Origin of the sequence: Enterobacter sp. SORGH_AS_0287 (assembly GCF_031453695.1) — a bacterium.
Lineage (GTDB): Bacteria > Pseudomonadota > Gammaproteobacteria > Enterobacterales > Enterobacteriaceae > Enterobacter > Enterobacter ludwigii.
On sequence record NZ_JAVIZW010000001.1, the window covers coordinates 3,367,222 to 3,380,016 of the forward strand.

General features: G+C 54.4%; 11 protein-coding genes. 3 read left to right on the forward strand and 8 right to left on the reverse strand.

What is annotated here, in order from left to right:
• Positions 1-145: 145 nt before the first annotated feature.
• On the forward strand, positions 146-433 hold the full coding sequence (locus QE396_RS15975; RefSeq protein WP_014168128.1) for an HTH-type transcriptional regulator: 288 nt from the start codon (positions 146-148) through the stop codon (positions 431-433).
• A gap of 46 nt (positions 434-479) precedes the next feature.
• Here the strand turns inward: QE396_RS15975 and QE396_RS15980 are convergent, their stop codons facing one another.
• From QE396_RS15980 to QE396_RS15995, 4 genes are all read right to left on the reverse strand, one after another.
• Positions 480-2,099 carry an ABC-F family ATP-binding cassette domain-containing protein gene (locus QE396_RS15980; protein ID WP_020882642.1) on the reverse strand — a complete coding sequence of 540 codons (1,620 nt, stop codon included), beginning with the start codon at positions 2,097-2,099 and terminating at the stop codon, positions 480-482.
• 272 nt (positions 2,100-2,371) lie between these two features.
• Positions 2,372-4,441 (reverse strand): glycine--tRNA ligase subunit beta, encoded by a 2,070-nt coding sequence (gene glyS, locus QE396_RS15985; protein ID WP_014168126.1) that lies wholly within the window; start codon positions 4,439-4,441, stop codon positions 2,372-2,374.
• 9 nt (positions 4,442-4,450) lie between these two features.
• Positions 4,451-5,362: a glycine--tRNA ligase subunit alpha gene (gene glyQ / locus QE396_RS15990; RefSeq protein WP_014168125.1), complete on the reverse strand. Its 912-nt coding sequence runs from the start codon at positions 5,360-5,362 to the stop codon at positions 4,451-4,453.
• 161 nt (positions 5,363-5,523) lie between these two features.
• Positions 5,524-5,829: a YsaB family lipoprotein gene (locus QE396_RS15995; protein WP_014168124.1), complete on the reverse strand. Its 306-nt coding sequence runs from the start codon at positions 5,827-5,829 to the stop codon at positions 5,524-5,526.
• 184 nt (positions 5,830-6,013) lie between these two features.
• On the opposite strand from QE396_RS15995, the gene QE396_RS16000 reads away from it, so the two are divergent.
• Positions 6,014-7,009, forward strand: coding sequence for an acyltransferase (locus tag QE396_RS16000; protein ID WP_020882643.1), 996 nt, complete (start codon positions 6,014-6,016; stop codon positions 7,007-7,009).
• On the opposite strand, the gene QE396_RS16005 is transcribed toward QE396_RS16000, so the two are convergent.
• The 4 genes from QE396_RS16005 to xylA all read right to left on the reverse strand — a co-directional run bounded on the left by QE396_RS16005 (position 7,002) and on the right by xylA (position 11,413).
• Entirely contained in the window at positions 7,002-7,922 is a 921-nt protein-coding gene (locus QE396_RS16005) for a GlxA family transcriptional regulator (RefSeq protein WP_020882644.1), read from the reverse strand. The genes QE396_RS16000 and QE396_RS16005 overlap by 8 nt on opposite strands.
• Positions 7,922-8,461, reverse strand: a complete 540-nt coding sequence (locus QE396_RS16010; protein WP_020882645.1) for an isochorismatase family protein — start codon at positions 8,459-8,461, stop codon at positions 7,922-7,924. The genes QE396_RS16005 and QE396_RS16010 overlap by 1 nt, the downstream gene beginning before the upstream one ends.
• A gap of 103 nt (positions 8,462-8,564) precedes the next feature.
• Positions 8,565-10,019: a xylulokinase gene (gene xylB / locus QE396_RS16015; RefSeq protein ID WP_020882646.1), complete on the reverse strand. Its 1,455-nt coding sequence runs from the start codon at positions 10,017-10,019 to the stop codon at positions 8,565-8,567.
• A gap of 71 nt (positions 10,020-10,090) precedes the next feature.
• Positions 10,091-11,413 (reverse strand): xylose isomerase, encoded by a 1,323-nt coding sequence (xylA, locus tag QE396_RS16020; RefSeq protein WP_086462926.1) that lies wholly within the window; start codon positions 11,411-11,413, stop codon positions 10,091-10,093.
• Positions 11,414-11,784: 371 nt separating this feature from the next.
• On the opposite strand from xylA, the gene xylF reads away from it, so the two are divergent.
• Positions 11,785-12,777, forward strand: coding sequence for a D-xylose ABC transporter substrate-binding protein (xylF, locus tag QE396_RS16025; RefSeq protein WP_020882647.1), 993 nt, complete (start codon positions 11,785-11,787; stop codon positions 12,775-12,777).
• The last annotated feature ends 18 nt before the right edge of the window (positions 12,778-12,795 follow it).

Consider the following 12,795-nt stretch of genomic DNA (forward strand, 5'->3'; position numbering starts at 1 on the left):
ACCCTGGCAACGGCTGAAACGCATAAAGCGATCGTTACCGCACGATTAATCACATCCGTGACGATCCGTCGTTTGTATTAGGGACTATTCTTAACAGGCTCTCTGATGTTCTTGATCCCGGTATGTGATTTAAGAGGAGTCCTCAATGGAATATAAAGATCCTGAGCTTGAGCTGCTGAGCAGCCTGGAACAGATTATTTTTAAAGATGTACCGCAGACGTTAACCCTGCAACAAAGATCCAATCCCTTTAAAGAATATGAGCAATTGCGCAAAGGGACTGGATTAAAAACTGAAGAATTCGCCAGAGCGATGGGTGTCAGCGTGGCTATGGTGCAGGAGTGGGAGTCAAAACGCGAAAAACCCACCCCAACCGAGCTAAAGCTGATGCGCCTGATTCAGGCCAACCCTGCACTCAGCAAGCATATAGCATGATGCAGTAAAGTGAGTTACCGCCCCCGCCTTTGCGGGGGCTTGTGTTTTAAAGGGGGGCACACCGCCAACCCGCCTCTTCCCAGACCAGTTCATGCGTCAATGCTAACCCCCGCAAAAAGGCCTCATCGTGAGAAACCACCAGCAATGCCCCGGGGAAACCGGCCAGTGCGGCTTCAATAGCCTCGACCGAGGCCAGATCCAGATGGTTGGTCGGTTCATCCAGCAGTAAAAGCTGCGTAGCGTCTTCACGCCACAAGACACAGGCCAGAGCAGCCTTGAGACGTTCCCCGCCGCTCAGCTCAGCCAGTGGAAGCGCCACTTTGTCAGCGCCCAGTTGAAGCTGCGCTAAACGGGTTCGCAGCACACCCTCTTCCAGAGGTGTATGACTCAGATTGAGTTGCGCCATCACCGACTGCGAAAGATCGAGCTGCGACAGATGTTGATCGAGATAAGCGCAGTTTACCGATACCTTACACGTTCCTGAGAGCGGAGCCACTTCGCCGAGAATGACTTTTAAAAGCGTCGATTTACCGCAGCCGTTTGGTCCTTTTAGCGCCACGCGCATCGGTCCGTCCATTCGCCAGTTGGTCGGCGGGAGAGTGACGTGTGGCAGCACCAGCCCCTCCATCACCAGCACCTGTTTCCCCTCAGCAATCTGGCTTCCAGGCAACGTGAACATCACCGGATTCTCCTCTTCAACTCGCTCCCGGGCCTTGTTCACCGCGGCATTCAGCGCTTCATGTTGATCGCCATGCTGTTTTTTCCAGGTGCCAATGCGCTCTTTGGCGGCCATTTTGTATCTGACCCGCTCGAACGAGGCAATATTAAGGTTATCGACCGTACGTAACGTCTTCGCCGAACGCCGCTGGCTTTCGTCATGCTCTTTTTGCATCCGCGCGCGGGTGCGTTTGCGTTCTGTTGCCGCATGTTCCAGTGCCGCACGGGCTGCCTGCTGTTCGGCGTCCCGCTGATGCGTATAGTCGTCGTAACTGCCACCGTAGTGGCGAAGACCCGAGGCGCTCAGTTCAAGAATACGCGGTACCTTCGCCAGCAGTTCACGGTCGTGGGAGGCCACCAGCACGCCCCCCTGATAACGGGCGAGCTGGTCGTAGAACCACTCACGTCCCTGCCGGTCGAGATGGTTGGTGGGTTCGTCCAGCAGCAGATAATCCGCATCAGCCGTAAACGCGCCACAGAGCAACGCGCGAATGCGCTCGCCGCCGCTGAGTTCCATGGCTGATTTATCCGGGTCAAATGGTGGAAGTTTTGCGTGGAAAAACGCCTCGCTCAGACGTTCTGCTACATCCCAGTGTCCGTCGAGTAACGCCAAATCATCGGGCTGGTAATCACCGCTGTCGATGCGCTTACGCGCCGCAAAAATCGCCTCATACCCCAGCAGCTCAGCAAGTGTGGTTCGCGGGGAGATATCGGGCTGTTGTGCCACATAAGCGTGCGTTGCAAAACGTTCGATATGACCGCTGGCAGGTTCATCACACCCTGCCAGCAAACGTAGCAGACGTGTTTTACCGCTGCCATTGCGGCCAACCAGCGCGCACAGTGACGGCGCCAGAGAAAGATTCAGCGGACCAAAAAGGGTATCGCCCGTCGCAAACTGACAGGTTACCTGATGCAAAATAAAAGAAGGGGATTGCGCAAAATGAGCCATAAGCACTCCTGAATGAAATCAAAACATCCCCTGCCGACGCGGTCGCGTTTAGCAAGGATCGAAATTCATCAGTCGTGTTTGTTCATTTTCGGGATGCGCTCCTGAGGGAGAAATATAACGAGAAACAGGATAACGGTAATTTGCTGACCATTTCAAGGTGAATTTTTAGGCAATTACACTGCGCTTACCTGGCCCACGAAAAAACGAGACATAAAAAAACCCGCCGAAGCGGGTTTTTCTCATCTGCTGGCCCGTCACCAGGCACATGCACGTTACTGCAGCAGCGAAATATCCGCCACGCGCAGGAACAGCTCACGCAGTTTTTCGAGCATAGAGAGACGGTTGATACGCAGCTCTTTATCTTCCACGTTCACCATCACTTTCTCGAAGAAGGCATCGATGACATCACGCAGTTCCGCCAGCTCCACCAGGGCTTCCTGGTAGCGGCCTTCGGCGAAATACGGCTCCAGCTTGTCACGCAGTACCACAACCTGCATCGCCAGGGCGATCTCTTCTGGCTCTTTCAGCGTCGCAGCGTTCACACGCTCGTTCAGCGTTTCGTCGGATTTCGCCAGAATGTTAGAGACACGCTTGTTAGCCGCGGCCAGTGCAGATGCCGCTTCCAGCGTACGGAAGTGGGAAACCGCCTTCATACGCGCATCGAAATCTGCCGGACGGGTTGGACGACGTGCCAGTACCGCCTGAATGGTATCGACGGTGTAACCTTCGTCCTGATACCACGCACGGAAGCGACCAAGCATAAAGTCGATCACATCATCGACCACGTTGGCGTTGGTCAGCTTATCACCGTACAGACGTACCGCTTCTTCAGTCAGGGTCTGCAGATCCAGGTTCAGGTTCTTTTCAACGATGATACGCAGCACGCCCAGGGCAGCACGACGCAGCGCAAACGGGTCTTTGTCGCCTTTTGGATGCTGGCCGATGCCAAAGATACCTGCAAGGGTGTCCATCTTATCGGCAATCGCGACCGCACAGGCCACCGGATTAGACGGCAGCGCGTCACCCGCGAAACGCGGCTGATACTGCTCGTTCAGGGCCACGGCCACATCTTCCGCTTCACCGTCGTGACGCGCGTAGTGCATCCCCATCACACCCTGGGTGTCAGTAAATTCGAACACCATATTGGTCATCAGGTCACACTTGGACAGTAAACCCGCGCGCGTTGCGTGGTTCACATCCGCACCGATTTCACGTGCGATCCAGCCAGACAGCTCCGCAATACGGTCAGTCTTGTCGCGCAGCGTACCCAGCTGTTGCTGGAACAGCACCGTCTGCAGACGTGGCAGGTGATCTTCCAGACGCTTTTTACGGTCGGTGTTGAAGAAGAACTCGGCATCCGCCAGACGTGGACGCACCACTTTCTCGTTACCGGAGATAATCTGGATCGGATCTTTTGATTCAATGTTCGCCACGAAGATGAAGTTTGGCAGCAGCTTGCCGTCGTTGGCGTAAACCGGGAAGTACTTCTGGTCACCCTTCATGGTGTACACCAGCGCTTCAGCCGGCACGGCCAGGAATTTCTCTTCAAACTTCGCGGTCAGTACCACTGGCCATTCAACCAGAGAGGTCACTTCTTCCAGCAGGCTGTCGCTCAGATCCGCTTTACCGCCAATCTTACGCGCCGCGTCTTCCGCATCCGCCTTGATTTTGGCTTTACGCTGTTCGTAGTCAGCAATAACTTTACCGCGCTCCAGCAGGATCTGCGGATACTGGTCAGCATTGTCGATGGTGAACTCAGGCTCGCCCATGAAGCGGTGCCCACGGATCACGCGATCGGACGCCACACCCAGGATGGTGGCCGGAATAACGGTATCGCCCAGCAGCAGCGTCACGGTGTGCACAGGACGCACGAAGTGCACGTCGCTTGCGCCCCAGCGCATCAGTTTTGGAATCGGCAGCCTGGCCAGCGACGTGGCGATCATGTCAGGCAGCAGCGCTTGCGCACTTTCACCTTTCACATGTGCACGGTACAGCAGCCACTCGCCTTTATCGGTGGTCAGACGCTCAGCCTGATCGACGGTGATACCACAACCACGCGCCCAGCCTTCAGCCGCTTTGCTTGGCTTGCCTTCAGCATCAAACGCCTGAGCAATCGCCGGGCCACGTTTTTCAACTTCACGATCCGGCTGAGACGCCGCCAGGTTCGCCACTTTCAGCGCCAGACGACGCGGAGCAGCAAACCATTCAATTTTACCGTGTGCCAGGCCAGCGTTATCCAGCTCAGCAGTCACGTTCGCAGCAAAAGATTCAGCCAGGCTGCGCAGGGCTTTTGGTGGCAGCTCTTCGGTGCCAATTTCCACCAGGAAAGTTTTCTCAGACATGGCCGCCTCTTATTTGTTTCGGTTGCACATCGGGAAGCCAAGGGCTTCACGGGACGCATAGTACGCTTCTGCAACGGCTTTGGTCAGGGTACGAATACGCAGAATGTAGCGCTGACGTTCAGTCACGGAGATGGCTTTGCGGGCGTCCAGCAGGTTGAAGCTGTGGGCGGCCTTCAGAATACGCTCGTAAGCAGGCAGCGGCAGCGGAGACTCCAGCGCCAGCAACTGCTGCGCTTCTTTCTCGTACTGCTCGAAGCAGGTGAACAAGAAGTCCACATCCGCGTATTCGAAGTTATAAGTGGATTGCTCCACTTCGTTCTGATGGAACACGTCGCCGTAGGTGGTTTTACCCAGCGGGCCGTCGCTCCAGACCAGGTCGTAAACGCTGTCTACGCCCTGAATATACATGGCCAGACGTTCCAGACCGTAGGTGATTTCGCCGGTAATCGGTTTACATTCCAGACCGCCAACCTGCTGGAAGTAAGTGAACTGCGTCACTTCCATACCGTTCAGCCACACTTCCCAACCCAGACCCCAGGCACCCAGCGTTGGGTTCTCCCAGTTATCTTCCACGAAACGGATATCGTGAATGGTTGGATCCATACCCAGCTCTTTCAGTGACCCGAGGTACAGTTCCTGAATGTTGTCTGGCGATGGCTTAATCACCACCTGGAACTGATAGTAATGCTGCAGACGGTTCGGGTTTTCGCCGTAACGGCCATCGGTCGGACGACGTGAAGGTTGCACATAAGCAGTCGCCATTGGCTCCGGCCCCAACGCGCGTAAGCTGGTCATTGGGTGTGAAGTGCCTGCGCCTACTTCCATGTCCAAAGGTTGAACAATGGTACAGCCCTGACGAGCCCAGTAATCCTGTAAGGTCAGGATCAGGCCCTGGAAGGTCTTGGTATCAAACTTTTGCATAGTATGTCGTGCTGGATACGTGTGGTTTTAAATGGAAGGGACCAGTATACCCGCTGCCTGCAAGATATACAGTACGAAACGGGTTTGTTTAGGGAAAATTGGGGAAATAAGCCACCACGCCAGGCAGCTGCCGGCGTCTGGCTGTTGATTATGCGAGCGGCTTAGCGCATGGAGAGATGTAAAAACTGACCGTCTGCGTCAAACGAACAGACAAAGCCCTCTTTACGGGACGTATGGCCTTTCAGCTCATAACTCCCCTGGAATCGCTCAAATCCGGTGACATCAATGTTCTGCGCATCCGAGTTATAGCGGCGCGCAGCCTGATCCTTACAGAACTGCTCCATATTCAGGGAGCGTTCCGGGCTGATTTTTCCCTGCTGTGCTTTTTGCACGGGTGCAGAGGGTGGCGTACTGCATCCTGCCAGGATGAACAGCAGAAAGAGTGACGCCGCACGCTTCATCATCATTTTTATTACCGCCCTGTTCAGTGGCTGTTATTTTTAGTAGCAAAGCTTTTATAGATTATGCCCTGGCATTCTGCGAACCTCGCGGCTTTCAAACAAGGCTGCTCAATAAAACTCAGAATTTTCCAGAGAGAGGCTTCAATACAATCGCAGTCACACTGAATTTACAAGGGATGATGAGGAACTGATGTCGTCAAAAATTAGCTGGATTGATAATCTGCGAGGAATAGCGTGTCTGATGGTGGTCATGATCCACACGACGACCTGGTATGTCACCAATGCGCACAGTATCAGCCCTGTTAACTGGGATATAGCCAATATTCTTAACTCCGCGTCGCGGGTCAGTGTGCCGTTGTTCTTTATGATTTCCGGCTTTCTCTTTTTTGGCGAGCGTAGCGCGCAACCGCGGCATTTTATCCGCATCGCCGCCTGCCTGGGCTTCTACAGCGCCGTGGCCTTGCTCTATATCACCCTGTTCACCTCGATTAACGCCGGGCTATCTCTCAAATACCTTCTGCAAAAACCCGTCTTCTACCATCTGTGGTTTTTCTTCGCCATTATCGTTATCTATCTGGTTTCCCCACTGATTCAGGTGAAAACCGTGAGCGGGAAAATGCTGCTGGCGCTGATGGTGGTCATTGGCATCATAGCCAACCCGAATACGGTGTCGCAGAAAATTGATGGTTTTGAATGGTTACCGGTCAATCTCTATATCAACGGCGATACCTTTTACTACGTACTCTACGGCATGCTGGGGCGAGCTATCGGGATGATGGACACCCAAAAACGCGGCATGAACGGGCTGTGTGCAGCGCTGTTTATCATCGGCGTGATCGTGATTTCGCGTGGAACGCTGCATGAACTGCAATGGCGCGGCAATTTTGCCGATACCTGGTACCTGTATTGCGGCCCGATGGTCTTCATCTGTGCCGTATCCCTGCTTACGCTCGTCAAAAACACCCTGAACGCACGCCCCCTTCCGGTGCTGAGCGTTATCTCCCGGCACTCGCTCGGAATATACGGTTTTCACGCGCTGGTGATCCACGCCCTGAGAACGAGAGGGGTCGAGTTCAAAAGCTGGCCGGTGCTGGATATCCTCTGGATTTTCACCGTCACGCTGATGGCGAGCCTGCTGCTGTCAATGCTGCTGCAGAAGGTCGACACCCGCCGCTTCGTCAGTTAACGCTGCGCTGCCGGGCACGATGATACTGGCGCGGGGAGGAAAACCCCGCGGCCAGTGAGGCCTGTTCCACGCCACGCCCTTGCAACAGCCACTGTTCAGCCACCGCCAGACGCAACTGCTCCAGATAGTCGCGAACGCTTATCCCTAAATGCGTCTGAAAAAGCCGCGTTAAATGGCGCGGGCTGACATGCGCCAGAGCGGCAATCTCGGGTAAAACCCAGGCTTTGTGCGGCTCGGTGGTAAGCGCATCCTGCGCACGATGAATGGCCGGGTGAAGATGATTGCGGTAGCGTAACCATGGCGACAGCTGGGGATCGTCCCCGGAGCGACGAAACCAGACCACCATTTCGCGCGCCACGGCCAGCGCTTTTTCTGCGCCACACAGACGGTTAATCATATGCAGCGCCAGGTCGATGCCCGAGGTGATGCCGGCGCTGGTCCAGATATTCTCATCCTGCACGAAGATCCGGTTTTCTTTGATGATTGCCGTCGGAGCCGCCGTACGCAAACGGCTTATAACGTCATGATGCGTTGTGCACTGCCGGTGGTTCAGCAAGCCCGATTTTGCCGCCAGCAACGCCCCTGAACAGACACACATGACGGTGATATCCTGACGATGAATTTTTGGCTGCAGGCGCATTAACCAGTGCTGGATCAGCTGCGCCTGCGGCGTTGAAAACTGAAAGCGGGAGTCGCTTACCCCCGGCAGTACCAGCAAACTGCCCTCAGGCAGGCTTTCCGGCAGCGGCTGAATACCGCCCATCATCAGACCAATCGACGTCGGAACCTCTGCCTGCGGACCAATGTAATGCAGGCGAAACGCGTCCCCGGCCAGCACAAAGGTCTCTGCCGGGCCCGTCATGTCTAATGACAGCACCCCGGGCAACATCACAAACCAGACGTCGATGCTCATTACAGTGACTCCAGCGTCTCCGCAACCGTTTTAATGTCGGCAAACCGCCCGGCCAGTACCGTCTCGGTACGATGACGCAGTTCCTCTGCGCTCAGGGTTATCCCCTTGTGCGTCATTGGAAACGTGAGCGTTGCCTCGCTAACAAAGGTCACAGCATAGCCCAGATCGGATGCCACCCGCGCAGTGGTTTCACAGCATTGTTCCGTGCGAATGCCGCACACGATGAGCTGATTAATGTCTCGCTCACGCAGCCAGCGGTCAAGCCCGGTATCCGTGAACGCATTATGGACGTGTTTCTGGAAGACCACGTCCGGCTGATGACGTAAAAAGGCCATCGGTTTGACATAGCCGCTTTGCAGTGTGAACGGACCGTCTTCATCTACATGGAAAATATCAACGACAGGAATGCCACGCGCCTGGCAGCCCTCAATCAGCCCCAGCATCGCCTGCTGAAAGGCAGGAATTTCGTCCTCCTGCCAGTAATGACGATGATGAAAAGACTGCTGAGTATCGATGTTGATTAATGCAGTACGTGACATGTTGAATCTCCTCGCCAGTGGGTATGACACCATACTGGCAAGGAAATAAAGGCCCGCACAGACCAAAAAAGGACAACCTCGTGCCTCTGACAGACAACCGTATTTACGACATCAGCGGCAGCAGCTGTTGGTAGATTTTGCGAAAGACCTCGCGTCTTTGCGCATAACGCGCATGACGTGCCGCATCAGGCAGATGCGCCTGTTCCAGTTGAAGCTGCGGTAACAGCTGAGAAAGCGGCGTTTCCGGGTTCATGGCAATCTGTGCCAGTCGCGCTGCACCGAGCGCAGGCCCCACATCACCACCGGTACGAAAATCGAGCTGCAGTCCGCTGATATCAGACAGCATCTGGCGCCAGTAGCTGCTACGCGCACCGCCGCCAATCAGGGTGATACTCGCCGGCGTCACACCGCAGTCATGCACCACGTCCATTCCGTCCGCCAGGGCATATCCCACGCCTTCCAGAACGGCACGAGCCAGTTCCGCCGGACCATGCTGATGGGTTAACCCAAAGAATACCCCTTTCGCTTCCGGGTTGTTATGCGGCGTGCGCTCGCCGGAAAGATAGGGTAAAAACCAGACGGTACCCGCACTTTCATCCGCCTGCTGTGCAGCAGCAATCAGTGCCGGAACATCAGCCATCCCGGTCAGTTTCGCGGCCCAGTCAAGGCAAGAGGCGGCGCTCAACATAACCGACATCAGATGCCATTTTCCCGGCAGCGCATGGCAGAAACTGTGAACGGCACTTTCAGGATTACTGCGATAACCATCGCTGACCGCAAAATAGACGCCAGACGTTCCCAGCGAAAGCATCGCCTGCCCGGCTTCCACCATCCCGACCCCCACGGCACCCGCCGCGTTGTCACCGCCACCGGCCACCACCGGGACAGCAGGCATATTCCAGCGTTCTGCGACGGCAGGCTGTAAGGTACCCGTTATCTCACTGCCCTCATAGAGCGCTGGCATATGTTCGCGGGTCAGGTGGCAGGCATCGAGCATGGCCTCACTCCAGTCACGCTTGGCCACGTCGAGCCACATCGTGCCGGCAGCGTCGGACATGTCGCAGGCGAAATCACCCGTCATGCGAAAACGCAGATAATCTTTTGGCAGTAAAACTTTCGCCACCTGACGGAAAATTTCCGGCTCATGGCGGTGTACCCACAGTAACTTTGGTGCGGTAAAACCGGGCATCATCAGGTTGCCGGTAATACTGCGGGAGGTGGGTACTCGCTCTTCAAGGAGTGCGCACTCTTCTGCACAGCGACCATCGTTCCAGAGAATGGCCGGCCGCAGAACGTGATGTTGACTGTCCAGTAACGTCGCGCCGTGCATTTGCCCGGCAATGCCGAGGGCTTTGACGTCACGCAGACTGTGCTGTTCACCTAGCGCTTTGATTGCACGATCCGTTGCCAGCCACCACTGCTCCGGATCCTGTTCCGACCATAGCGGATGCGGACGTGAGACCTGCAGCTTTTCTGTCTGCGTTGCTAACACGTCGCCCTGCTCGCTTAACAGGATGGCTTTCACACCCGATGTGCCAAGATCAATCCCGATATACATTCGGTGACTCCTTTAACAGAAATGCCCGGTGGCGTGACGCTTACCGGGCTTACGTGATTATCTACTCACTGTTATTTATCGAACAGGTAGTGATTAACCAGGTTTTCCAGCAGCTCCTGATGCCCGCTCTGATGCTGCGGTGCCAGTTGATGTTGTTCAGCGTACTTCGCGACGTCCGCAAGCGATAACTGGCCTTTCAAAATTTGCTGACCCAGCTCACTGTTCCAGCCGCTATAACGCTTCGCGACACGTTTATCCAGTTCACCGTCTTCAATCATACGGGCGGCGACTTTGAGCGCCAGCGCCATGGTATCCATTGCGCCAATATGGCCGTAGAACAGGTCGTATTTGTCGGTGCTCTGACGGCGCACTTTGGCATCGAAGTTCAGCCCGCCGGTGGTGAAACCACCCGCTTTGATAATTTCATACATCACCAGCGCATTCTCTTCCACGCTGTTCGGGAACTGGTCGGTATCCCAACCCAGTTGCGCATCGCCGCGGTTAGCATCAACAGAACCGAAGATACCCAGCGCGATAGCAGACGCGATCTCGTGATGGAAAGAGTGGCCGGCCAGCGTGGCATGGTTGGCTTCAATGTTAACTTTGATCTCTTTTTCCAGGCCGAACTGTTTCAGGAAGCCGTACACGGTAGCAACGTCGTAGTCGTACTGGTGCTTCGTAGGTTCCTGAGGCTTCGGTTCGATCAGCAGCGTACCGCGGAAACCGATTTTGTGTTTATGGTCGACCACCATCTGCATAAAGCGGCCAATCTGCTCGCGCTCCTGACGCAGGTCGGTGTTGAGCAGGGTTTCATAGCCTTCACGACCGCCCCACAGCACATAGTTTTCGCCCCCCAGCTGATGCGTGGCGTTCATTGCGGTAACCACCTGCGTTGCCGCCCAGCTAAACACTTCCGGATCCGGATTGGTTGCCGCACCCGCGCCATAGCGTGGGTTGGTAAAGCAGTTGGCCGTGCCCCACAGCAGCTTCACGCCGCTTTGCTGCTGTTTAGCCGCCAGCACATCCACCATCTGCGCGAAATTGTTCAGATACTCTTTCAGTGAGGCGCCTTCCGGCGACACATCTACGTCATGGAAGCAGTAGTACGGCACGTTCAGTTTGTGGAAGAATTCAAAGGCGACATCGGCTTTACGCTTCGCCAGCTCGATGGCCTCACCCGGCTGCTGCCATGGACGGTCAAAGGAACCCACGCCGAACATATCGGCTCCGTTCCAGCAGAAGGTATGCCAGTAACAGGCGGCAAAGCGCAAATGATCTTCCATGCGCTTACCCAGCACCAGCTCATCCGGGTTGTAGTGACGAAATGCTAAAGGATTGGTTGTTTTCGGGCCTTCGTAACGAACACGATCGAGTTGGTCGAAATAAGCTTGCATATTGAGCTCCATAATCAGGGTATGCGGCGAGTCGTTGATACAGGAGTAATAGTGAATAGACATTTTAGCTTGCTCAATTACGTTATTTCACACTGCTATTGAGAGAATGCACAACTGTGCGCTGGCTCGCAAAATAATGTGCAGGCAAACTATTTTTCGGCCCCTCTTCCATAATCAAATGTAATTAAGACGTTACGTATTTTAAAATTCGATCGCGGTCATAAATTCAGAAATAAACCAAATATCATAATGCGAAGATAAAAATCTGTAATTGCCAGCCCGCCTTTCCCCGTTAAAAATTTGCTGCGTCCCAGCAGTGAATGTTTCTTTTATCTCAGCAACACATACCCCTACAAAAAGGCCCTATAATTATGAAGATAAAGAACCTGTCCCTTACTCTCTGCACTACGCTCCTCCTTGCAAGCTTTGCCGGACATGCCAAGGAAGTCAAAATTGGCATGGCGATTGACGATCTGCGCCTTGAACGCTGGCAGAAAGATCGCGATATTTTTGTGAAAAAAGCGGAATCACTTGGCGCGAATGTGTTTGTGCAATCCGCGAACGGCAACGAAGAAACGCAAATGTCGCAAATTGAGAATATGATCAACCGCGGCGTCGATGTGCTGGTCATTATCCCTTATAACGGCCAGGTATTAAGTAACGTCGTTAAAGAAGCCAAACAAGAAGGCATAAAAGTCTTAGCCTATGACCGCATGATTAATAATGCGGATATCGATTATTATATTTCGTTCGACAATGAAAAAGTGGGTGAATTACAGGCTAAAAGCCTGATCGACAAAGTACCTCAGGGCAATTATTTCCTGATGGGCGGCTCGCCGGTTGATAACAACGCCAAGCTGTTCCGCGAAGGGCAAATGAAAGTCCTGAAGCCGTATATCGACAGCGGTAAGATTAAAGTGGTCGGCGATCAGTGGGCGGATGGCTGGCTGCCAGAAAACGCGCTGAAAATCATGGAAAACGCCTTAACCGCCAACAACAACAAAATCGATGCTGTCGTCGCATCCAACGATGCCACCGCAGGGGGCGCAATCCAGGCACTCAGCGCCCAGGGGCTGGCAGGAAAAGTGGCTATTTCGGGTCAGGATGCCGACCTCGCGGGCGTCAAACGCATCATGGCAGGCACACAAACCATGACCGTCTACAAACCGATTACCCAGCTTGCGAATACGGCGGCGGAAATTGCCGTGGAGCTGGGAAATGGTAAGCAACCTAAGGCAGACGCGACGCTGAATAACGGGCTTAAAGATGTTCCGGCTCGTCTACTCACCCCCATTGAAGTCAATAAAGAGAACATTGATGCCACCGTCATTAAAGACGGTTTCCACAAGAAGAGTGAACTGTAATCCAGCGCGCCCCTGCTC